The 23,798-nt window shown below is 33.4% G+C and carries 23 protein-coding genes; 16 read left to right on the top strand and 7 right to left on the bottom strand.

Features of this window, described 5'->3' with window-relative positions; translation table 11 throughout:
• The first annotated feature begins 2 nt into the window (after window positions 1-2).
• The 5 genes from K7G79_RS08475 to K7G79_RS08455 all read left to right on the top strand — a co-directional run bounded on the left by K7G79_RS08475 (window position 3) and on the right by K7G79_RS08455 (window position 5,928).
• Window positions 3-1,115, top strand: a complete 1,113-nt coding sequence (locus K7G79_RS08475) for a glycosyltransferase (RefSeq protein WP_223551008.1) — start codon at window positions 3-5, stop codon at window positions 1,113-1,115.
• On the top strand, window positions 1,106-1,666 hold the full coding sequence (locus K7G79_RS08470; protein WP_223551007.1) for an RNA polymerase sigma factor: 561 nt from the start codon (window positions 1,106-1,108) through the stop codon (window positions 1,664-1,666). Before K7G79_RS08475 ends, K7G79_RS08470 begins: the two co-directional genes overlap by 10 nt.
• Before the next feature lie 103 nt (window positions 1,667-1,769).
• The gene (lipA, locus tag K7G79_RS08465; RefSeq protein WP_223551005.1) at window positions 1,770-2,651 is read left to right on the top strand and encodes a lipoyl synthase; all 882 of its coding nucleotides are present in this window, start codon (window positions 1,770-1,772) and stop codon (window positions 2,649-2,651) included.
• Window positions 2,652-2,654: 3 nt separating this feature from the next.
• Window positions 2,655-3,671 carry a type I glyceraldehyde-3-phosphate dehydrogenase gene (gap, locus tag K7G79_RS08460; protein ID WP_223551003.1) on the top strand — a complete coding sequence of 339 codons (1,017 nt, stop codon included), beginning with the start codon at window positions 2,655-2,657 and terminating at the stop codon, window positions 3,669-3,671.
• Window positions 3,672-3,699: 28 nt separating this feature from the next.
• Complete coding sequence (locus tag K7G79_RS08455; RefSeq protein WP_223551001.1) at window positions 3,700-5,928, top strand: ATP-binding protein; 2,229 nt, start codon at window positions 3,700-3,702, stop codon at window positions 5,926-5,928.
• Here K7G79_RS08455 and lpxK read toward each other — a convergent pair.
• The gene (gene lpxK / locus K7G79_RS08450) at window positions 5,925-6,932 is read right to left on the bottom strand and encodes a tetraacyldisaccharide 4'-kinase (protein WP_223551000.1); all 1,008 of its coding nucleotides are present in this window, start codon (window positions 6,930-6,932) and stop codon (window positions 5,925-5,927) included. The genes K7G79_RS08455 and lpxK overlap by 4 nt on opposite strands.
• A gap of 53 nt (window positions 6,933-6,985) precedes the next feature.
• Between lpxK and K7G79_RS08445 the strand changes: the two genes are divergently transcribed.
• From K7G79_RS08445 to K7G79_RS08415, 7 genes are all read left to right on the top strand, one after another.
• Complete coding sequence (locus tag K7G79_RS08445) at window positions 6,986-8,080, top strand: Nif3-like dinuclear metal center hexameric protein (RefSeq protein ID WP_223550997.1); 1,095 nt, start codon at window positions 6,986-6,988, stop codon at window positions 8,078-8,080.
• A gap of 3 nt (window positions 8,081-8,083) precedes the next feature.
• Window positions 8,084-8,863: a zinc ribbon domain-containing protein gene (locus K7G79_RS08440; protein WP_223550995.1), complete on the top strand. Its 780-nt coding sequence runs from the start codon at window positions 8,084-8,086 to the stop codon at window positions 8,861-8,863.
• Window positions 8,864-8,978: 115 nt separating this feature from the next.
• Window positions 8,979-9,638: a peptide-methionine (S)-S-oxide reductase MsrA gene (msrA, locus tag K7G79_RS08435; protein ID WP_223550993.1), complete on the top strand. Its 660-nt coding sequence runs from the start codon at window positions 8,979-8,981 to the stop codon at window positions 9,636-9,638.
• 116 nt (window positions 9,639-9,754) lie between these two features.
• Window positions 9,755-10,576 carry a hypothetical protein gene (locus tag K7G79_RS08430; RefSeq protein ID WP_223550991.1) on the top strand — a complete coding sequence of 274 codons (822 nt, stop codon included), beginning with the start codon at window positions 9,755-9,757 and terminating at the stop codon, window positions 10,574-10,576.
• Between the two features lie 152 nt (window positions 10,577-10,728).
• Complete coding sequence (locus tag K7G79_RS08425; RefSeq protein WP_223550990.1) at window positions 10,729-11,586, top strand: GIY-YIG nuclease family protein; 858 nt, start codon at window positions 10,729-10,731, stop codon at window positions 11,584-11,586.
• Between the two features lie 301 nt (window positions 11,587-11,887).
• Window positions 11,888-12,526: a hypothetical protein gene (locus K7G79_RS08420; protein ID WP_223550988.1), complete on the top strand. Its 639-nt coding sequence runs from the start codon at window positions 11,888-11,890 to the stop codon at window positions 12,524-12,526.
• A 44-nt stretch (window positions 12,527-12,570) separates the two neighbouring features.
• On the top strand, window positions 12,571-15,831 hold the full coding sequence (locus tag K7G79_RS08415; protein WP_223550986.1) for a sialidase family protein: 3,261 nt from the start codon (window positions 12,571-12,573) through the stop codon (window positions 15,829-15,831).
• Between the two features lie 70 nt (window positions 15,832-15,901).
• Here K7G79_RS08415 and K7G79_RS08410 read toward each other — a convergent pair whose 3' ends face one another.
• The 6 genes from K7G79_RS08410 to K7G79_RS08385 form a co-directional block, all read right to left on the bottom strand.
• A complete protein-coding gene (locus K7G79_RS08410) occupies window positions 15,902-16,189 on the bottom strand; it encodes a hypothetical protein (protein WP_223550985.1) in 288 nt (95 codons plus the stop codon).
• A gap of 164 nt (window positions 16,190-16,353) precedes the next feature.
• Complete coding sequence (locus K7G79_RS08405) at window positions 16,354-17,127, bottom strand: hypothetical protein (protein WP_223550983.1); 774 nt, start codon at window positions 17,125-17,127, stop codon at window positions 16,354-16,356.
• Window positions 17,128-17,322: 195 nt separating this feature from the next.
• Window positions 17,323-17,709, bottom strand: a complete 387-nt coding sequence (locus K7G79_RS08400; RefSeq protein ID WP_223550981.1) for a rhodanese-like domain-containing protein — start codon at window positions 17,707-17,709, stop codon at window positions 17,323-17,325.
• Window positions 17,710-17,720: 11 nt separating this feature from the next.
• On the bottom strand, window positions 17,721-18,038 hold the full coding sequence (locus tag K7G79_RS08395) for a rhodanese-like domain-containing protein (RefSeq protein ID WP_223550979.1): 318 nt from the start codon (window positions 18,036-18,038) through the stop codon (window positions 17,721-17,723).
• A 106-nt stretch (window positions 18,039-18,144) separates the two neighbouring features.
• Window positions 18,145-18,765 carry a thioredoxin family protein gene (locus K7G79_RS08390; protein ID WP_223550977.1) on the bottom strand — a complete coding sequence of 207 codons (621 nt, stop codon included), beginning with the start codon at window positions 18,763-18,765 and terminating at the stop codon, window positions 18,145-18,147.
• Between the two features lie 10 nt (window positions 18,766-18,775).
• Window positions 18,776-19,327 carry a TlpA disulfide reductase family protein gene (locus K7G79_RS08385; RefSeq protein WP_255575956.1) on the bottom strand — a complete coding sequence of 184 codons (552 nt, stop codon included), beginning with the start codon at window positions 19,325-19,327 and terminating at the stop codon, window positions 18,776-18,778.
• A 596-nt stretch (window positions 19,328-19,923) separates the two neighbouring features.
• On the opposite strand from K7G79_RS08385, the gene K7G79_RS08380 reads away from it, so the two are divergent.
• From K7G79_RS08380 to trpC, 4 genes are all read left to right on the top strand, one after another.
• Window positions 19,924-21,327, top strand: coding sequence for an anthranilate synthase component I family protein (locus K7G79_RS08380; RefSeq protein WP_223550976.1), 1,404 nt, complete (start codon window positions 19,924-19,926; stop codon window positions 21,325-21,327).
• Window positions 21,328-21,329: 2 nt separating this feature from the next.
• Window positions 21,330-21,896, top strand: coding sequence for an aminodeoxychorismate/anthranilate synthase component II (locus tag K7G79_RS08375; RefSeq protein ID WP_223550974.1), 567 nt, complete (start codon window positions 21,330-21,332; stop codon window positions 21,894-21,896).
• Between the two features lie 106 nt (window positions 21,897-22,002).
• Window positions 22,003-22,998 (top strand): anthranilate phosphoribosyltransferase, encoded by a 996-nt coding sequence (gene trpD / locus K7G79_RS08370; RefSeq protein ID WP_223550972.1) that lies wholly within the window; start codon window positions 22,003-22,005, stop codon window positions 22,996-22,998.
• A gap of 10 nt (window positions 22,999-23,008) precedes the next feature.
• A complete protein-coding gene (gene trpC / locus K7G79_RS08365; protein ID WP_223550970.1) occupies window positions 23,009-23,794 on the top strand; it encodes an indole-3-glycerol phosphate synthase TrpC in 786 nt (261 codons plus the stop codon).
• The last annotated feature ends 4 nt before the right edge of the window (window positions 23,795-23,798 follow it).

The following is a 23,798-nucleotide window of genomic DNA, read 5'->3' as shown; positions in this document are numbered from 1 at the left end:
TCATGCAAATTCTTGACATTCTACTCTACATTTTTATTATTGTAGCATGTATCCAAGTTACTATTTATCTATTTATTTATGGTAGGTTTTCGTTTTCAAAACCCACCAAAACAAATTTAAACAGAACACCTGTTTCGGTTATTGTTTGTGCAAAAAATGAAGCAGAAAATTTAGAGCAGTTTTTACCAGCTATCATTCAACAAAACTATCCCGAATTTGAACTTGTTTTAATTAATGACGCTTCGCATGACGACAGTTTGGAAATCATGCAAAAGTTTGCCGAAAAACACAACAATATCAAAATCGTAAATGTTAAACCTATTGAAGCGTTTTGGGGTAATAAAAAATATGCTTTAACACTTGGTATCAAAGCTTCAAAACATAATTTACTTTTATTTACCGATGCTGATTGTAAGCCCGTATCCAAATATTGGATTAGTGAAATGGTTGGACATTTCAATAGCCAAAAGTCAATAGTATTAGGATTTGGGGGCCATACAAGAATTAAAAACTCTTTTTTAAACAAACTTATAAGGTTTGAAACCTTAACAACCGCACTTCGGTATTTTTCATTTACTAAAATAGGTATGCCCTACATGGGTGTTGGCAGAAATTTAGCCTATAAAAAAAATCTGTTTTTTAAAGTCAATGGCTTTATGGATCACATGCGCATTAAATCGGGCGATGATGATCTATTTATCAATCAAGTAGCCACATCTAAAAATGTTTCCATTTGTTTCAATAAAAACAGTTTCACAACCTCACCTGCTAAAACTAACTTTAAAGAGTGGTTTTTACAAAAAAAACGCCATATATCTACTGCTAGACATTATAAATTAAAGCATAAATTATCTTTGGCATTAATTTACATTATACAACTTGTTTTTTGGATATTGACTTTGATACTATTGTTTACTACACACCAATGGCTTTTGGTTATTATTTTTTTAAGTTTTAGACTAATGGCACAATATATAATAGTTGGTGTAGCTTCTAAAAAATTAAACAGTAAAGACCTAATAGTATTAATTCCTTTTTTAGAAATTTTCTTAATTAGCATACAATTATTTATATTTATAAACAATCTTGTTTCAAAGCCTAATCATTGGAAATAAAAGAAGCCATTAAACGCGCCAAAAAGAACGACCAAAAAGCATTCAATTTTTTACTAGACTTATATTGGGATGATGTATATGGCTTTCAATTAAAACGTATACAAAACGAAAATGATGCAGAAGATATTACCATTCAAACATTTTCTAAAGCATTTGATAGGATTGATACTTTTGATGAATCCTACAAATTTAAAACTTGGCTAATCACTATATCAAAAAATATCCATATCGATTTATTAAGAAAAGAAGAAAAATCGATATCAAAAATCATTTCCCGTGATGATGACAAAGCCTATAGAGTTTTAGATGAATCACCTTCTCCCGAAGATAAAATTATTACCGAACAGCATTTGGCCAAATTGCTGTTGGACATAAAAAAGCTAAAGCCTCATTATCAAAAAATTATTAACTTAAGGTATTTTCAGGAATTGAGTTATAAAGAAATATCCATGGAATTAGGGGAACCTATAAACAATGTTAAGGTAAAACTCTTAAGGGCAAAAAAATTACTGGCAGACATAATAAAAAAGCAAAAGAGAAGCTCAACATAACACAAATGGAAGCTTTTACCCATAAGACACTTTCTAACTTTAGGCACACCAAACCATTCAAGATTAACACAATACTTTGTATCTTTGTGCCTTATTTAATAGCATGAATACAGAAACCGTTTCAAACATCTTACCAAAAGAAAGAGTACCAAAACCAAAGTGGCTCCGTGTAAAATTACCAACAGGAAAAAAATACACTGAATTAAGGGGTTTAGTTGATAAATATAACTTAAACACTATTTGTACATCGGGTAGTTGTCCGAACATGGGTGAGTGCTGGGGAGAAGGCACGGCAACCTTCATGATCCTAGGAAACATTTGTACCCGTTCCTGTGGCTTTTGTGGCGTTAAAACAGGAAGACCAGAAAGCATAGATTGGGATGAACCTGAAAAGGTGGCGCGCTCCATTAAAATCATGAACATAAAACATGCCGTACTTACCAGTGTAGACCGAGATGATCTTAAGGATATGGGAAGCATCATGTGGGCAGAAACCGTGAAAGCAGTGCGTAGGATGAACCCAAAAACCACCCTTGAAACACTTATCCCAGATTTTCAAGGTATAGAACAGCATATTGATAGGATTATTGATGTAGCTCCGGAAGTTGTGTCTCATAATATTGAAACGGTGCGTCGCTTAACACGCGAAGTACGCATACAAGCAAAATATGATAGAAGCCTCGGTGTTTTAAAATATTTAAAACAACAAGGGCAACGCCGAACGAAATCGGGAATCATGCTAGGACTTGGAGAAACTAGAGAGGAAGTAATAGAGACCTTGCACGATTTAAAATCTAATGAGGTAGATGTTATAACTATTGGGCAGTACTTACAACCTAGTAAAAAACATTTACCAGTAAAACAGTTTATAAGCCCTGAACAGTTTGACGAGTACAAACAAATTGCCTTAGGACTTGGTTTTAGGCATGTAGAAAGTAGTGCTTTGGTACGTTCTTCCTACCATGCACAAAAACACATTCATTAGACTATGACACATGTTGCCATTAATGGCTTTGGCCGAATAGGCCGACGTATTTTTAGATTACTTCAAAATCATAAATACATTAAGGTTGTTGCCATTAACGATTTATCCGATAGCAAAACCTTAAGCCACTTACTTAAATACGATAGCATACATGGCATTTTCCCTGCTGAAATTAAACATAGCACTAATTCTATTATAGTAGACCATGAATCCATCCCGCTCTTAAATAAAAATCATCCAAAACAAATAGATTGGGAGCCTTTTAATGTTGATTTTGTTATAGAATCTACAGGAAAATTTAAATCTACCCCTGATTTAGATTACCATTTAATCAATGGTGCAAAATGTGTTATTTTAAGTGTACCTCCACTAGACAGCGACATTAAAACTATTGTAATGGGTGTTAATGATAGTATTATAGATGGAACAGAAACCATTATTTCAAATGCCTCGTGCACAACAAACAATGCCGCACCTATGATAGATGTAATCAACAAACTATGTGGTATTGATCAAGCTTATATTACTACAGTACACTCTTATACCACAGACCAAAGCCTTCACGACCAACCACATCGCGACTTAAGACGTGCCAGAGCTGCTGGACAATCAATAGTTCCCACAACAACAGGTGCAGCTAAAGCTCTTACTAAAATTTTCCCCGAACTTTCTAATGTTATTGGCGGATGTGGCATTAGGGTTCCCGTAATAAATGGTTCCTTAACCGATATTACGTTTAATGTACAACAAACGGTTTCAATCAACCAAATAAACGCTGCTTTTAAAACAGCTTCAAATAATCATTTCAAAAATATTATCCAATATACTGAAGACCCCATTGTTTCTATTGATATTATTGGAAATACACATTCCTGTATTTTCGATTCGTTAATGACCTCGGTAATTGGAAACATGGTAAAAATTATTGGCTGGTATGATAATGAAACAGGTTATTCTCAAAGAATAATTGATTTATTATGCAATTTATCGGAAAAAAAGTGTGTTTTGTCGGTAAAATAATTATATTTGTCGGTAAGATTATTTTATAATGCCCCATATAAAACTTTACATACCTGTATTTTTAATATGCTTTGGTCTACTGTCCTTTGCGCAAAACTCAATAGAAGAGGATCCAGAAATCATTCAGAATCGCATTGATTACCATATCCAGGGGTCTATAAACGATATTGAAAACTTCGATTATTTTGAAGCACAAAAAAAACTTGACATTGCTCTAAAATTAGCTACTGATGCCAATAATCAATCCCGTTTAGGAATCATTTATGCTGCTATAGGAAAGTTACAATTAATTGTAGAAGAAGAGGACAAGGCCATTAAGTCCATTAACCAAGCTATTAGAATTCAACGACTAAATAATGATAATATCAATCTTGGAGATTCCCATAAAATCTTTGGCGATATTTATTTAAAAAAACAAGAATACAATCTTGCTTTAGAACAATATAGAGCAGCGAAATCTAAATTTGAAGAAGAAGAGCTAAATGAAAAGTTAGCAGAAATATTACTTTACGAAGGCATTACTTACATAAAACTAAAAAATTACAAAAACGCCATAACACACCTAGATCAATCCATCTACCTATCAAAAAATTCAAACCAATCCCAAATCCAAAGCAAAGGATTAGTTAACCTTAGTGAAGTGTATCTTGTACAAGGTAACACCAGACGAGCTTCAACTTTAGTAAATGAAAGTTTAAAGCTAGCAAAACTATACAACTATACTAGTGTTTTAAATGATTGTTATTTGATTTTGAGTGATATAAGTAGAAAGTTAGATGACTATAAGACGTCCTACAGCTATCTTAAAAGTCATATAAAACTATCTGACTCATTAAGATCTTTACAGCTCGAAAACCTTTCTCCAGAAAAACGTATTGAATATTTAATGGCAGATACCACTGAAGAATTGAAAAAAGCAAACGAAGATATAAAGGAAGCCGAAAACAAAAATCACATGGTAAACCTTATATCAATACTAAGTGTTGCCTTAATTACTATTTTGTCCCTGTTAACTTTGTCATTATACAAAAACAACAATATCAGATTAAAGACCAATAACATGCTCCATAAAAAAAACAGTGAGCTTATTATTGCTAAAGAAAAGGCCGAGTTGGCCTCTAAGACCAAGGCCAATTTTCTGTCAACCGTGACGCACGAGTTACGCACACCATTATATGCTGTAACTGGACTGAGCAATATGTTATTGGACGAAGATCCTAAACCTGAACAAATCCAACACTTAAAATCACTAAAATTTTCAGGAGATTATTTGCTTACTTTTATTAACGACATTCTTCAACTCAATAAAATAGAGGCCAATAAGGTAAATATAGAACCCGAACCGTTTAACTTAAAAAACAAAATAAGCAATATTGTTATGGCCTTAAACAATTCGGCATTGGATAACAATATTAAAATACATTTTGATTACCCTAAAGATTTACCTAAAAACTTTATTGCAGATCAAATTAAGATATCACAAATCTTAATCAATCTTATTGGCAACTCCATTAAGTTTACAAAAGATGGTGATATTTGGATAAGGGTTTATAAAATTGAACAGCAAAACAATACTTACACCCTAAGGTTTGAGGTTGAAGATAATGGTATAGGTATTAGCAAAGAAAAACAGGACAATATGTTTGAAAGCTTCTCCCAAGGATCAATTCAAATTAATAGAAAATATGGTGGTACTGGCTTAGGGCTTTCTATTGTTAAAGGGTTGATAGACATACTCAATGGTAAAATATATCTTACTAGTGAATTGGGTAAAGGCACAACCTTCTATTTCGAAATTCCACTGGAATATACAGAACAAGGTGAAATTAAGGAAACAAAACAATCGTATTTTTCTGAAGAAACAAATGAAGTTGATTTAACAAAAGTTAAAATATTGGTAGTCGAGGACAACAAAATCAACCAAATGATCACCAAAAAGATTCTAACTAAAATGAATCTAAAATGCGATATTGTAGACAATGGTGAAGATGCGGTAGATAAGATTAAAACCAATAATTACGATATTGTGTTAATGGATATTCACATGCCCGGCATTAGTGGTATTGAAGCGACCAAAATTGTTAGAACATTTGATAAAGAATTAACCATTTTTGCACTAACTGCCGTAACTATCGAGGATAGAATGCAAGAGTTTGATGAAGCTGGATTTACCGATATAATCCCTAAACCTTTTAAACAGGAAGAGTTTGAAAAGAAACTATTCAATGCTCTTAACAAAAAGAAAAAATCTGCCTAATAACTTTTTACAAAACTTCTCAAAAGGTTATCAAACACTTTTGCATTTTCTATTTTAATTTCTATTGGCAAGTAATACAACTTACCCCTTAAAACATTGTACTTTTTCAATCTTACAAAATCCTTTTCTGTAGCTAAAATAATTGTTTCTACTTTAAGCTTTTCAATATCCTGAACAGAAAAATTATGATGGTCCTTAAAGCTTAAATGCTCAAAACGAAGCCCTTTGTTTTTTAGAAATTCAACCAACGGTGTTGGATTAGCAATACCTGTTACCAAAGTAAAATGCTGCAAAGCATCAATTTTAATGGTCTTTACTAAAGATTTTGCTTCATCAGCATACTGAATATAACTAAAAAATACCTGTTGATTACCCTTTGGGTTAATCTGCCTCAAAACAGTTTTTTTTTCAAGATTACTTAACTGCATCGGACACTTTGTAACTACGATAATATCAGCTCGGTTGGCCCCTGTTTTAGGTTCTCTTAAATTTCCAGACGGCAACATAAAATCATGAGTATACAAATTATCGTAAGTAGTAAGCAAAATATTTAAGCCCGCCTTTACCTTTCTATGCTGAAAAGCATCATCTAACAAAATAAGTTCTGGCTTTTCGGGCAATGACCTTAACTGCTCAATACCATTAATTCGATTGGCATCAACCGCTACCTGTATATTTCCTTTAAACTTATTATAAAACTGAAAAGGTTCATCCCCTAGACTTTCAGCATCAGCATTTTCATTAGCCAAGAGAAACCCTTTCGTTTTTCGGCCATAACCCCTACTAAGCGTTGCTACTTTGTAGTCTTCCCTAAACAAACGGATTAAATATTCAATCATGGGGGTCTTACCGGTCCCTCCAACACTTAAATTCCCAACACAAATTACTGGAAAATTAAATGACCTAGAGGTCTTTAACCCTAAATCGTATAATTTGTTTCTTACACTGGTCACCAAATAATAAATGGGGACTACAGGAAATACTATCTTCCGCAATAAGTTCATAATAGCAAAGTAAATATTTTATATTTGTTTAATAATCAATAAATGAAAATAATATGCTTATTCAAGATGTCATTAATCATTTAGAATCGTTGGCTCCTCTAAATTATGCTGAGGATTTTGACAATGTAGGTCTTTTAGTTGGAGACAAAAAGGCTAAATTAAAAGGCATATTAGTGACCTTGGACACTCTTGAAGCGGTTATCGACGAAGCTATCGAAAACAACTGCAATCTAGTAGTAAGCTTCCATCCTATTATCTTTAAAGGTCTAAAAAAACTTAACGGAAAAACATATGTTGAACGTGTTGTTATGAAAGCCATAAAGCATGATATTGCGATTTATAGCATGCATACGGCTTTAGATAATTCATTATTAGGCGTAAACGACATGATATGCAACCAATTTCAATTAACCAATAAACGAATCCTCATCCCACAACCGGGCACCATTAAAAAATTAACCACCTATGTTCCTTTTGCCGAAGCAGATCAATTACGAAAGGCATTATTTCAAGCAGGAGCAGGTAGTATTGGAAACTATAATGACTGTAGTTTTAATGTAGAGGGTTATGGCACGTTTAATGGCAACGAAAATTCCAACCCTACAAAAGGTTCCAAAGGGAAAACTCATACCGAAAAGGAAACCAAAATTACCATTACGTTTGCAAAGCATTTAGAATCAAAAATATTAAAGACCCTTTTCGAAACACACTCCTATGAAGAAGTTGCCTACGAAGTAACTACTCTAGATAATGCAAACCAAAACATTGGTATGGGAATGATTGGTGAACTTGAAACAGCATTAAGTGAAATTGATTTTTTAAGGTATGTTAAGAAAACTATGAAAACGGAGTGTATTAGGCATTCGGCTTTGACCAGTAAATCCATAAAGAAAATAGCCGTTCTTGGAGGCTCGGGTAGTTTTGCCATCCAAGCAGCTAAACGTGCAGGTGCTGATGCGTTTATAACTGCCGATTTAAAATATCATGACTTTTTTACGGCCGAAAACAATATCCTTTTAGCAGATATTGGGCATTATGAAAGTGAACACTTCACAAAAAACCTTCTAGTAGCGTATCTTACAAAAAAAATTACTAATTTTGCAGTCGTTTTATCAAACACAAACACCAATCCTGTTAAGTATTTTTAAAGTATGGCTAAAAAGAAAGAAGCAACTGTAGAAGAGCGTTTAAGAGCTTTATACGATTTACAATTAATCGATTCCCGTATTGACGAAATTAGAAATGTTCGTGGAGAACTGCCTTTAGAAGTGCGCGATTTAGAAGATGAAGTAGCTGGACTAAACATTAGACTTGAAAAATTAGTTTCAAGCCTAGAGTTAATAGACAACGATATAGCTTCTAAAAAAAATCTTATTGAAGAAGCCAAAGCGCTTATAAAAAAGTATACCGAACAGCAAAAGAATGTTAGAAATAACAGAGAGTATAACTCGCTTACCAAAGAGGTTGAATTTCAGGAATTGGAAATAGAATTGGCTGAAAAGCACATCAAGGAATTTAAAGCGCAAATAGAGCAGAAGAAAGAAGTAATTGCTGAAACCAAAGAGCGTTTAAAAGAACGTGAAACTCATTTAAAGCACAAAAAAGGGGAGCTTGACGCAATTTTAGCCGAGACCGAGAAAGAAGAACAGGCTTTAATTCAAAAATCAGAAGAATATAAAGACCAAATTGAAGACCGACTGGTGACCGCTTACAATAGAATTCGTAGCAGTGTTAAAAATGGTTTAGCGGTCGTACCTATTGAAAGAGGGGCTTCTGGCGGTTCTTTCTTTACCATTCCACCACAAGTACAGGTTGAAATTGCTTCCCGTAAAAAAGTAATTACCGATGAGCATAGTGGGCGTATTTTAGTTGACGCTGCTTTAGCCGAAGAACAAAAATCTAAAATGGAAAAGTTATTTGCTAAACTATAATCCATTAAAACAAAATACATTAAAGCCTTCATTTTTAATGAGGGCTTTTTTATTGTTTTATAATTTTAAATTAAGTTTTTATAAATTAATACGTCTAAAGCAAAAAATAAATTTTATGAATCGTATAGCAGCCCTAGTATTATTTATACTTCTCTTTAATTGTAAAAACAATGCCCAAGAACAGGCATCACAACAATCTGCAGAAAATAAGACCCCTGTTGAAGTTCCTATAAAAAATGGAAAGGCCCGTGCCTATTTTGCAAGTGGTTGCTTTTGGTGTGTAGAAGCCATTTACGAAAGTGTAAGAGGTGTAGAAGACGCCATAAGTGGTTACTCTGGTGGGCATACCAAAAACCCGACTTATGAAGCCAGCAACACTGGCCGTACTGGACATGCCGAAGCTGTAGAAGTTATATACGACCCCAATGTAGTTAGCTTTGAAACCTTGGTAGATGTCTATTTCGCATCACAAGACCCTACTCAGTTTAATGGACAGCATCCCGATTATGGCTCCCAATACCGTTCCATAATTTTCTATCAAAATGACACCCAAAAGAACATTATTTTAAAAAAGAAAGACGTTTTATCCAAAGCATTAAATGCAAAAATCGCTGCCGAAGTATTGCCTTTTAAAAAGTTTTGGGAAGCAGAGGACTACCACCAAAATTACGAGCGCCTGCACCCAAACAACAGCTATATTAAAAGCGTTTCCATACCACGCTTAAAACGCTTTAAGGCAAAAATGCCAGAGGTGTTAAAAAATGTATCGCATTAATATATGCCTTTTTTGATCTTGTAATTATCTTTATCTATATTGTGTACTAATAGTAGCACATAAGTGCCTTAGGCTTATATTATATCTAAGGCACATTATAAACTACTAATTAATCTATGAAAACATTTCATCTAATCTTTCTTTTGTTTTTTACCCAAATAACATTTTCACAATCTATTGGTAGCTATTTATCAAATCTGCACATGTATGATAAATATGAAGGAATTGAAGAAATAATCGAGAAAACCACTTTTTACAATTCTGATGGTTCTGAAACAGAAATCGAACATAAAAAATTTAATTCTTCTATGGGCTTAATGAGTCTACAAAGATTCAATGAAGAAAATAAATTGATTTGGTTAAATCTCTATAAGTACGATAGCTTAGGAAGAATAGTTAGGATAGATAACAAAAAATGGATTAATACTTTAGGTTATCAAACCAGTTACACAATCTATGAGTATGATAATCAAAATAATTTCATTCAAATACAATATAATGCAGGTAATCAACCACTAGAATATTGGAAGTATGACTTTGATGACAAACAAAATTTGATTCAATTGGCTAACTATGATCAAAACGGAAATTTATATGGTTATGAAACAGCTGAGTACGATGTTGAAAACAATAAAATGAAGGTGAATGTTTATGACAATCGGCATAACTTAAAATCTTCTAATGTTAGACCAATCAAGCATGAGGGCGAGTACAAGCAAAAATCAACAAAAAAATATAACGAACATGGAGACATAATCTATTGGGAACGAAATTTGAACAAGGATGATAATGTTTGTTATACACTTGAATATAGATATGATGAGAATGGAAATTGGGTGTCACAAAAAAGATATAGCTATATTAAAGTAGAAAATGGCAAATTGAAAAAGAAAAAACTTAAAGTGGCACAAACAAGAAAAATAAAATTAAGAAAATAAAAAGCCATAACACGGCTATCATTCAGCGTGGCTTATGCACTATTTTAGAAAATTTGTACTTTTAACCAAGCTTATTTCTCTTCGGACAAATCCTGCGGATTTTATCCACGCCGAAATCATAGCAAACCGTTGTAAAACATTTAAGAACTTAAATGAAATTCGCAAAAACAATTAAACTATTTCTAATTGATGGAGATCCAAACGGTCGTATGATCTGTGAATTATCGAATTGGACTGGAAAAGCATATAAAATTCCAAGAACAAAAATAAAAGATTGCGTGGATAGAGATGATTTACAAAATCCAGGTATTTATCTACTATTTGGAAAAAATGAGTCAGGTAAAGATCTAGTGTATATTGGTGAAGCTGAAATCGTTTTGAAAAGACTTCTCCAACATTTAACTCAAAAAGACTTTTGGACCGAAGAAATTTCCTTTACCAGCAAAGATGAAAATCTTAACAAGGCTCATATAAAATATCTAGAAAACAGATTGTTCTCAATTGCCAATAACATAAATCGATACGAAATAATAAACAATACTACACCTAATCTTCCTTCAATTTCGGAATCGGATAGAGCTGAAATGGAAGAATTTCTAGAGAATATCAAGATGTTAGTTAGCACTCTGGGACATCGAGTTTTTGAAGAAATTAGAGTGGTTAAATCGTCTAAAAAAAGAAAAGAAGAAACCTTTTACATTAAAGCAGCAAGAGGTGCAGACGCTAGTGGAGAAATCACATCAGACGGTTTTTTGGTTCACAAAAAATCGAAAGCTGCTTTGAGCACAACTCCATCAATGACCGAAAATCTAATAAAAATTCGTAATAAACTTATTGATGATGGCGTTTTGGAAACTGTTAATGGAGAGTTATTTTTCCCGAATGACTATGTATTCTCCAGTGCTTCGGCAGCAGCTAGCATTGTGATGGGTAGAAATGCCAATGGTCTTACAGAATGGAAACTAAAGAATGGAAAATCTTTAAAAGACTTTGAAAGTTCCAGTTCTTAAAGTTAGCTAATAACGTGTCCTATAATTCATTGTTTCTGATTTTCCTCTCTGAAAATCCTCACAGATTTTCACGCAACAAAATCATACACCAAACCGTTGGCTACAATATTGACCCATCCTGAAATATGGCTAACAAGTCTTTATAACAACAATCAAAAAAACCAAATTAAAACCCCTTAGAACAGTAATAAGTTAGGGTTTTACGACCTCAATAAAAACCCTCTTTATTGTAGACTATTACATATAATATAGTTATGATTTACATTCGTCACGATGTATTATATTTACAAAAACTAAAATAATGAAAAACTTATGTCTTGCCCTTCTCCTAGTTTTATTTTTTGTTTCATGCAATAACCATAAAAAAGAAAATAAGCTTAGTATTGCCCAAAATATTGCCAATGCCCATGGTTTCGAAAACTGGAAAAACGTATCTGAAGTTGCTTTTAATTTTAATGGCAAAAGACATTGGAAATGGAACCCTAAAACTAATGCCGTTACCTATACCAAAGACACCATTACCCTAAATTATAACCGTTCTAATATAGATTCAACAGTAATACAAATAGACCGTGCTTTTATAAATGATAAGTTTTGGCTGCTAATCCCTTTTCAGTTGGTTTGGGATGATGGTCTAGAAATTTCAAATCCAACTAAAGTTGAGGCTCCCATTAGTAAAGACAGCCTAAATAAAGTAACCCTAACCTACTCCAATATAGGAGGTTATACACCCGGGGACGCATACGATCTGTTTTTTGACGATACATACCTTATAAAAGAATGGATCTTTAGAAAAGGAAATAGTACAACTCCTTCACTGATTAACACATTTGAAAATTATAAAGATTTTAAAGGTATTAAAATCGCTCTGGATCATAAAAATGCAGATGGAAACTGGAATCTAAAATTTTCTGATGTTAAAATTACTTTAAAACAATGACATGGAAAGCGGTTATTGGTTAAATTGCCCCTTAAAAAACTAATATGATAATCTCAAGAATTACTTCTTCAATAGTATTTTTATTGTTCTTTTCACTTTTCTTATCTGCTAAAATAACAGCAACAGCTCAAGAAAAAGACAAAGACACCACCAAAATAGAACAAGCGTTAAATGGGTTAAAATTTAGAAGTATTGGCCCAGCATTTATGTCTGGTAGAATAGCCGATATTGCTATAGATCCTAATAATCAAAATGTTTGGTATGTCGCTGTAGGCTCTGGTGGTGTATGGAAAACCGTAAATGCCGGTACAACATGGTCCTGTCTTACAGAAAACCAACCTTTTTATTCTACAGGCTGCTTAACGATAGATCCTAATAATTCCAATACTGTATGGTTGGGAACAGGAGAAAATGTTGGTGGTCGCCATGTGGGCATTGGTCATGGTATTTATGTTAGCTATAATGGTGGTAAAAGCTGGAAGCAAAGTGGATTAACAAAATCGGAGCACATTTCTAAAATAATCGTCAACCCAAAAAACTCTCAGGAAATTTGGGTAGCAGCACAAGGGCCTTTATGGAGTTCTGGTGGCGAAAGGGGACTTTATAAATCTGTTGATGGGGGTAAAACCTGGAAACTAACCTTAAAAAGCAATGAATGGACTGGTGTTACAGATATTGTTATCGACCCTAGAAATGAAAAGATACTATATGCTGCCACTTGGCAGCGTCATAGAAATGTAGCGGCCTATATAGGTGGTGGAGAGGGCACTGCGCTTTACAAAAGTATTGACGGAGGAGAAACTTGGGATAAGTTATCCCATGGCTTACCAAATACCAACATGGGGAAAATAGGTTTGGCTATTTCACCCATAAATCCTGATATTCTATATGCCGCTATAGAGCTTGAAAGAAAAAAGGGAGCTGTTTACAGATCGAGTGACCAAGGTGCCAGTTGGACCAAAATGTCTAATACTGTTTCAGGTGGCACGGGACCACATTATTATCAAGAGTTAGTGGCATCACCACACGTATTGGATAAAATTTATTTAATGAATGTTAGGGTGTTGGTTTCTGAAGATGGCGGTAAAACCTTTTACACCATGAAAGAGGCAGATAAACATTCGGATAACCATTCATTGACCTTCAAACTTAATGATCCTAACTATCTTTTAATTGGAACTGATGGTGGCATATATGAATCTTTTGATGATAGCAAGACTTGGAAATTTGTTAACAATTTACCAATTACACAATTTTATAAACTAGCAGTAGACGATTCAGAACCCTTCTACAATATCTATGGTGGCACCCAAGATAATAATTCGCAGGGAGGACCATCAAGAACATTCAAATCGAGCGGTATATCAAATTCAGACTGGTATGTGGTACTTGGTGGCGACGGACACCAACCTGCCACCGAACCTGGTAATCCAGACATTTTATATGCCCAATCCCAACAAGGTGAAATTAGGAGAATAGAACGCAACACCCTTGAATCTGTGTATATAAAACCGCAAGCTAGTACTGATGATCCTTACGAACGTTTTAATTGGGACTCCCCTATTTTAGTTAGTCAACATGACCCTAAACGGGTGTATTTTGGTTCTCAACGTGTTTGGCGTTCCAACAACAGAGGCGATAGTTGGACGCCTATTTCTGAAGATTTAACTAAAAATGAAGAGCGTTTAAGTTTGCCTATTATGGGTAAAGTACAAAGTTGGGATGAAGCTTGGGATGTGTATGCCATGTCTACTTATAATACCATTACTTCAATATCGGAGTCACCAATTGATGAAAACCTTATTTTTGTTGGAACTGACGACGGTATTATTCAATACACCAAGAATGGTGGCCAATCTTGGAATAAAATTTTAGTTGATGACCTGCCTGGAGTGCCAGCTACCGCTTTTGTAAATGATATTAAAACAGATTTACACGATACTAACAAAGTGTATGTTGCTTTAGACAATCATAAATTTGGAGATTACAAACCCTATTTTTTAAAGAGTAATGATGGAGGTAAATCATGGACCTTAATGACCAAAGGTATTCCCAACAATAGTTTGGTTTGGAGAATGGTTCAAGACCACATCAATCCTAACCTCTTGTTTTTAGGCACAGAGTATGGCATTTATACATCCTTAGACCAAGGGAATTCATGGCATAAATTTTCCAGTGGACTTCCAACTATTCCAATAAGGGATTTAGCCATTCAAAAAAGAGAAAATGATCTGGTTGCCGCATCTTTTGGTAGAGGGTTTTACATTCTGGACGATTATACACCACTAAGGACCATTGATCCAAAGCAATTACAAAATGCACAATTATTTAAACCAAGGAAAGCGCTTCAGTATGAACCTATAACAGGAGGCACATCAAGTCAAGGCGCAAGTTTTTTCACTGCAAAGAATCCTGACTATGGCGCTATTTTTACATTCTATATTCCCGAAAATTTTAATACAAAGAAAGCTATTAGACAAAAAAAGGAAAAGACCCTAAAAAAAGAAAATAAGGATATTCCTTTTCCAGGCTGGGAAGCCCTTGATGCCGAAAAGAATCAAGAAAAACCTACAGCAACCTTAGTTATAAGCGACCTAGATAATAATATTATTACCAGAATCAATACACCATACAAAAAAGGTATAAACCGTGTGGCCTGGAACCTTAAAAAACCGTTTACACCATATCTTGACACAAATTCAAATAGATCACAATTCAGGCAAATACATGTTAGTCCTGGAACCTATAAAGTGACTTTGTATTCTGTTATTGAAGGTGGCGTAAAAACACTAGGAACTACTCAAACTTTTGAAGTGGGACGCATTAGAAAAAATACATTAAAAAACCCAATTTCTAATATTGAAATCAATAATTACATCAACGAATTGGAAATATTTCTCGTTGCTGTACAACAATCAAAAAATCAGTTTGAAAAAGCTTCAACTAAATTAAAAACTTTTGAAAAAGCACTAACATACTTAGAAAAAGTACCCGGTAACTTAGAACAGCAAATTTTTGATTTAAATAAAACCATGCAGGATATAAAAACTATTTTAGAGGGAAGCTCTTCAAAACAAGAAATTGGTGAAAAGGATGTAATTTCCATTATGGGCAGATTATCTACTGCCCAATCTGCTCTATTTAAGGGTACTTATGGCCCAACAAAAATGCATTTAGAAAGTTTTGACATAGCTAAAATATTATACAATAGAGTAAAACCAAAAATAATAGAATTTGCTGCCGTTGCTATTCCTTATATAGAAAAACAACTAATACAGGCTGGAGCACCAGTAATTATTGATTAACTAACTATATAAAAAACGGTCCCAAGATAAAATTATTTTGGGACCGTTTCTCAATAAAATATAAAGATAACTATTGCGCCTTTTCAGCTTTCATCCTATTGGATTTTAATAACTCTAAACGCTTTAGTTCTTGTTTGATTTCCTCACTTCTATCACGTATTTTCTTGAATTTTTCCTCTCTAATTTGACGCTTTCTTTCTTTCTCTTGCGCGATTAACTCAAGTTTGTGTGCTTCTTTCTTCCTTTTTTTCTTTTCTTTAATTCTTTCTAAAAAAACAAAAATATTAGCATAGACATACATGCTTAAAAAAAGTAAAGCGACAATGGATAAAATTACCCAACCATTCATCATGTTCATAACCTTATATTTTAAGTTACTCAATAAAATTAAACAAAAGTGTTTAAGCTAAAAAATATTTAAGTTAAATAACTCAAAAACAAGACAAAACCAAAATTGTCGATATGCTTTACTGTTAAAGATTATACTTTTATAGATAAAATACAAACAATTTTACAATAGGTTTACTCACCACTCATATGAGCACTATAAGACCATATTTCGTCCCATGAATTTGAAAAAACACCATCTCCCATCTCAATAAAGCTTCGCCATTTGTTTTTTCCTATGGTCGCTTCAAAAGTATCCTTAAAGCTTACTGAGTCGTCATCTAATTCCGCCCAATTTTTAAAGAAACTAACAGATGCCACATGCCTTCCTAAATTTCCTTGCCTAAACTCGTTATAGTATAAGCCCCAAGGATTCTCTCCTTCCATGGCCTTTACCGTTTTACTTACCATTTCAAAAAACGAGTGAAGTGAATATGCGTGATCTTCATCAATTTCACCATATCTTACCAATATTAATGGATACTTGGAGTTATCTCCATCTAGCATAGACGTATTAGATAGTTCACCATTCATTTTCCAATATTCTGAAGTATGAATTTTTTTGATATAAGGCATAACATTATCTCTCCAATCTTCATCATGACCATTATTTGAAGGTCGAGAATCTAAATGCGTATAAGTTGTAGGCCCCATCATCCAAACCATCCTACCTGAATTTGGTCCGGTAGAAATAGTATATACAGCTGCTTTGTAAGGCCCATCTTTATGATATTTTGCATTATGGGCCCGCATATTGTCTCCTAAAATTTTTAGTTTGGTGTAATCTGGAGTCATCATCATGCTCTCAAACATAACATAATCCTTTGAATCATCTTGTGCACTCAAAGTAATACTGGCTCCCATTATTAAAAGAACCATTAAACATTGGGAAATTGTTTTTTTAATCATAATAAAAAAAATTAGTTGATTAAATATGATACACTATTATACCATATTGATTGCTAAAAATGTTTTGGGGAAAATCGAATTATATTAAATGAAAAACTAAATCTTTTATTTAAGATACAGGCTCTTAATTTGGATTACTAAATATAATAAAAAAAAGCAGATGATAAAAAAAGCTCTCATAATGAGAGCTTTGTACTATTTTGTTTCAGCATCAGGGCCTTTATACTTCCATTTGGAGTACCCCCCTTGTAAATCGTAAATTTTTTTAAAGCCAGCTTCTTCCAGCTTTTTTGAGCACTTACCACTTCTGCCACCACTTTGGCAATACACAATAATAGGTTTTTCCTTATCTAGGCTTTCAATATCTTCTAAAAAAGTAGGTGATAAAAAATCGATATTAATAGCACCCGGTATAAAACCTTCACTATATTCTTCAGGTGTTCTAACATCTACCAATTGAACGCCCTTGTTTTGCAATAAAGCTTCCATCTCTTCTTGGGTAACAATTTTGGTCTGGGATGCCGTAGGTTGTTTACATCCTACAAAAACCATTAACCCAAATAAAAATAAAACCAACCTCATTTTATAATGTTTTAGTCTATATCTACAATATCCCCTTGCCATTCTAAAATACCTCCTTCAAGGTTAAATACGTTATCAAAACCTAACTCATCCATAATGCGGCAGGCTTGGCCACTTCTATTACCTGATCTACAATATACATAGTAACTTTTGCCCTTATCTAATTCTTCAAGTTCATTAATAAAATCTTGTCCTTTATAAATATCTAGATGAATGGCGTTTGGAATCATTCCATCGGCTATTTCATCATCAGTTCGAACATCTAAAACAACTGCATTATTGTCTTTAGCAAGTTGTTCAGCCCATTCTTCTTGTGTTAAATCTTCCATTGGTTAGTAATTAGGATGAGATACAAAATTAATATATCTTATTTAAATATAAACAAAAAAAATCCGAGTAAATTACAACTCGGATTTTTTATTGAAGTATTTTTCTTTAAGCCTTTATGGAACAGCCAATAGCTTTTGTTTCTTTTTGTTCAACTTCCCTACCTTCTAAAAGAGCTTTAACTGCATTTTCGACATATTTGGTATTAACTTCAGAAGCATCTTTATAATTGTCATCGATAGCTCCAATATATTTTACTACACTCCCTTTTTTAGTTTTTTGCAAAACAAAAACCTGAGGTGTCCTCGTTGCTCCAAACTGAGGAAAAACAGTTTGTTCCTTATCTATTAAATAGGGAAAAGTAAAGCCTTTGCTTTTTGCACGTTTTTTCATGGCCTCAAAATTATCTCCTGGCTTGGCAATAATATTATTTGGCATAATGGCGATTACTGGATACCCCTTAGGTGCATATTTATTATTAAGTTCAATAATTCTATCCTCGTACATTACTGCATAAGGACAAGTATTACAGGTAAAAGTTATTATAAACCCTTTGGCATCTTTATAATCTGATAGGGAAACCATATTCCCATCTATATTCTCTAACTTAAAGTCGTTAACTACATCTCCTATTCTATATCCGTTGTCTAAACTGGTTTTTGAATTTTTAAAAGCACTAAGCATCGTAAATAAGGCTAATACAAGTGCTATATATTTAATCTGTTGCATAACTGTATGTTTATTTTAAAAATTGTTTCAATGCGGTATTTAACTCATCATAAGTAAATGATTGTTCAAAAAATTTCCTTGCGTTATTTTTATATATCATTGTAGCTGGTATAGAACCTGTCCAGGTGCTATCTACTTTTGGTATCCAGCCATTCATATCTGGATCGTCTAGAGCAACAACTTTAGATTTTAATTTTTTACTGACTATAAAAGGCTTTAATTTTGTCTCGTATAAATGAGGAAAATCCAAGCTTACCAATAGAACCTCAACATTTTCTCCTTCATATTCTTTTTTAATCTTCTCAAAATAAGGCAGTTCCTTAACACAAGGAGCACACCAAGTGGCCCAAAAATTAATAATATAAACCCTATCATCTTTTTTATTTAAAAATTTAGAAAACTCATCAAAAGTATAAACTTCCAAATCTATAGAAGAAGTGCTTTGTACAGTATTATGATTATCACCAATTAAATTAACAGAATCATGGCTACTTTTTTTATTACCACAGTTAGAGAATAAAAAGAATAATGTTAAAAAATAAAGTGACTTGAAAATTTTCATGAATAAACGCTGTTAAACAATACAACCATTAAATTTAAATATTCGTAAAATGAATCTTACTTAATTTAACAAAAGTTTAATTTTATGCAATCAGCATACATCTGTATAAACAACAACGGGTAAATGTATATAGAAGTAACAATGAGGCTTAAGAGCTCATTTGATTATTAGGCAAAATAAGGTTAACAGCAAACTAGAATTCGTCCTAGACCTTATGACCATCTAAAACTACCATACTAATTATGGTAGTTTTTTTATTAAACACAAATAAAAACCGTTTTAATTATTGCGTAATTATTTTTTCATTTCTATATTTGAACCGTTAAACAAAAATTAAATGAAAACGATTTTAAATAATACTTGGTGGTGGTGCTTACGAAACTAAATTTCGTGAAGTAAACCTCGTATTTTTAAAACTTAAAAAATATAAAAGGCTTGTCATTCACGACAAGCCTTTTTTGTTGATAGTAAGATAAATCGATGATCAAAAATATTCACTAAAATTTTAATATGTGAAATGAGCTATGGTAGTTTAATTGATAACAAAATGATTATTTACGAATTACATCTGACCAATAAAAAATAAACATTAACAGATGAAAGCATACAACATACAAACTCATTATAAAAAAATTCTAGCCGATACCATTACACCGGTAAGTGTCTATTTAAAAATAAGAGATAAATTCCCTAACAGTATTTTATTGGAAAGTAGTGACTATCATGCTAACGATAATAGCTTCTCATACGTCTGCTTTAACCCGATAGCTTCCATCAAGATTGAAAATGAAGTAATCATGGAAACTTTTCCAGATGGGAGCCACATTACAACCATAATAGACGACCATACCAATGTTACTGAGAAAATCCATGGGTTCACAAAACGATTTAATGCGAGTTCTAGTCAAGATTTCAAATTCATAAACAATGGGTTGTTTGGTTATCTAGCTTATGATGCCGTTCGTTATTTTGAGGATATTGAAATTTCAAAAAAGGAAAATTCATTACAAATACCTGATGTGTATTATGCTGTTTATCAAAACATCATTGCTATCAACCACTTTAAAAACGAAGCTTATATTTTTGCTCATTGTTATGAAGCAAAAAATAACATTGATGATATTGACCATCTTATAAAAGTTAAAAATTTTGCCTCTTACAGTTTTTCTTCTAATGGTAATATTGAATCAAACTTAACCGATGAAGAATTTAAAGAGCATGTGGAATTGGCCAAAAAACATTGTGCAAGAGGTGATGTTTTCCAATTGGTGCTTTCTAAAAGTTTTGCGCAACAATTTAAAGGTGACGAATTTAACGTTTATAGGGCATTGCGTAGCATTAACCCTTCACCTTACCTATTTTATTTCGATTACGGGAATTTTAAAATTTTTGGCAGTTCTCCTGAAGCTCAACTCATAGTAAATCAAGGCAAAGCTGAAATCCATCCTATCGCAGGAACATTTAAAAGAACAGGAAAGGATTCTAAAGATGCTGAACTTGCTAAACAGTTAACCATAGACGATAAAGAAAATGCCGAGCATGTCATGTTGGTAGATTTAGCTCGTAACGATTTGAGCAGACATGGCAGCAATGTAACGGTTGAGACCTATCGTGAGGTTCAGTTTTTCTCGCATGTTATCCACTTGGTTAGCAAAGTAACTGGGAATAAACATAAAAACACCTCAACTATGCAGGTGGTGGCAGATACTTTTCCTGCAGGAACCTTAAGTGGTGCCCCAAAACATCGAGCCATGCAACTCATAGAGCAATACGAAAAAACAAGCCGTACATTTTATGGTGGAGCCATTGGATTTATGGACTTTGACGGCAACTTTAACCATGCCATAATGATCCGTACCTTTTTGAGTAAAAATCATAAACTACATTGGCAAGCAGGTGCAGGACTGGTATCAAAATCCAATGCCAAAAATGAATTACAGGAAGTGTATAACAAACTAGGCGCATTAAACAAAGCTATTAAACTAGCGGAAGAGATTTAATCATGATAAAGGTATTAGTTATAGATAATTACGACAGTTTCACATATAATCTTGTTCATTATTTAGAAGATTTGAACTGTGATGTCACTGTATATAGAAATGATAAATTAACATTGGACGATGTAATGCCATTCGATAAAATTGTATTATCACCAGGTCCAGGTATCCCAGATGAAGCAGGACTATTAAAACCAATCATCAAAGCGTATGCTTCTACAAAAAGTATTTTAGGTGTGTGCCTTGGCCAACAAGCTATTGGAGAGGTTTTTGGTGGTTCTCTCATTAATTTAGATGAAGTTTATCACGGTGTGGCTACAAAAGTAAATATTTGTGTTGATGACGAAATCCTGTTTAAAGGATTGGACAAAAGTATCGATGTTGGACGCTATCATTCATGGGTAGTTCATCCTAATTTACCTAAGGAATTGGAAGCCACGTCCTTTGATGCTAATGGACAAGTCATGTCCTTACGCCATAAAATATTCGATGTAAAAGGAGTACAATACCATCCGGAATCGGTATTAACACCTCATGGGAAAAAGATATTAGAAAACTGGATATCCAGTTAGCAGTAAACAGTTAAGATATGAAACATCCATGGCTAAGTTTTTTGTTCATAGCAATAATTACCATTTGGATGTAGCATGTGTCCTTTAAAAAACAATATATAAACACATGAAACAATTACTAAACAGACTCATAAACCACGAAAATATATCTACAGAAGAAGCCAGACAAGTGTTGGTGAATATTTCCAACGGCTTGTATAACCAAAACCAAATTGCTTCATTCTTAACGGTATTTATGATGCGAAGTATTACTCTAGAAGAATTACAAGGGTTCAGGGATGCGCTTTTAGAACTGTGTATTGCTATAGATTTAAAAGATTTTAACGCTATTGATTTATGTGGTACGGGAGGTGACGGTAAAGATACGTTTAACATTTCAACTTTAGCATCCTTTGTAACTGCAGGTGCCGGTGTTCATGTGGCCAAGCATGGCAACTATGGTGTGTCCTCGGCCTGCGGCTCATCTAACGTGATGGAATTTTTGGGCATTAAATTTTCAAATGATGAAGATTTTTTAAAACGTTCTATAGACCAAGCAGGTATTTGTGTGTTACATGCACCTTTATTTCATCCCGCCATGAAGAATGTTGCTCCTATACGTCGTGAATTAGGCGTAAAAACTTTTTTCAACATGTTAGGACCTATGGTTAACCCATCATTTCCTAAAAATCAAATGGTTGGGGTTTTCGATTTAGAATTGCAACGCTTATATGGTTATCTATACCAACAAACCAATAAAAACTATAGCATAGTTCATGCTCTTGATGGCTATGATGAAATTTCACTTACAGGGAAGACTAAGGTGATTTCAAATCAAGCGGAAACCATGTTTAGTGCCAACGATCTAGGCATATCTGAAATTAAGCAAGAAGAAATATTTGGAGGAAGCACCGTTAAAGACGCTGCCAAAATATTTATCAATGTGATTACAGGTAAAGGATCCGAAGCACAAAATAATGTAGTATGTGCCAATGCCGGATTAGCCATAGCGACCACCAAACAAATCTCACACAGAGAAGGGTTTGAACTTGCAAAAGCATCGTTATTCTCTGGGAAAGCAAAAGCTAGCTTAGATAAGTTGATTGAATTAAGTAAAAATTAAGACTTTTAGAGTGAATATACTAGATAAAATAGTACAAGACAAACGTAAGGAAGTAGCCCTTAAAAAAAGTTTAATCCCAATACAACAATTAGAGCAATCTGCTTTATTTGAAAGAAAGACAATTTCTTTAGCCTCAAAATTAAGGAACAGTAATTCTGGTATTATTGCAGAGCACAAACGTCGTTCACCATCGAAACCGGTTATCAATAACAACTTGAATGTATTTGATGTTGCATCTGGTTATGAAAATGCTAGAACATGTGGTATGTCTGTCTTAACCGACAGCAAGTATTTTGGGGGCTCTTTGGATGATTTACTAATGGCAAGAGCCAGTTGTAATTTGCCATTGTTACGAAAAGAGTTCATTATTGATGAATACCAAATATTAGAAGCTCGAAGCTATGGTGCTGATCTTATTTTATTGATTGCCTCTATTTTAACACGAGAAGAAATCAAACATTTTTCAGAATTTGCAAAAAGCCTAAATCTGGATGTACTTCTTGAAGTTCATAATGAAGAAGAATTATATAAATCCTTAGTGCCTAGTCTGGATATGCTTGGAGTGAACAACAGAAACCTAAAAACGTTCGAGGTAAGTCTTGATACCAGCAAAACCTTAAGCGTTTTAATTCCAGATGATTTTGTGAAAGTTTCTGAAAGCGGCATTAGTACTGTTGAAGCCATAAAAGAGCTTCAGCATTATGGTTACCAAGGTTTTTTAATAGGTGAAAATTTTATGAACACCAATAATCCAGGAGCCTGTGCAAAAGTTTTTATAAATGAATTAGAAAATTAAGAAA

The sequence above is a fragment of the Aestuariivivens sp. NBU2969 genome (assembly GCF_019931125.1).
In the GTDB taxonomy this organism is placed as follows: Bacteria; Bacteroidota; Bacteroidia; order Flavobacteriales; family Flavobacteriaceae; genus Aestuariivivens; species Aestuariivivens marinum.
Note: the sequence above shows the minus strand (reverse complement) of the source record. Positions and strands in the feature narration are given on the sequence as shown.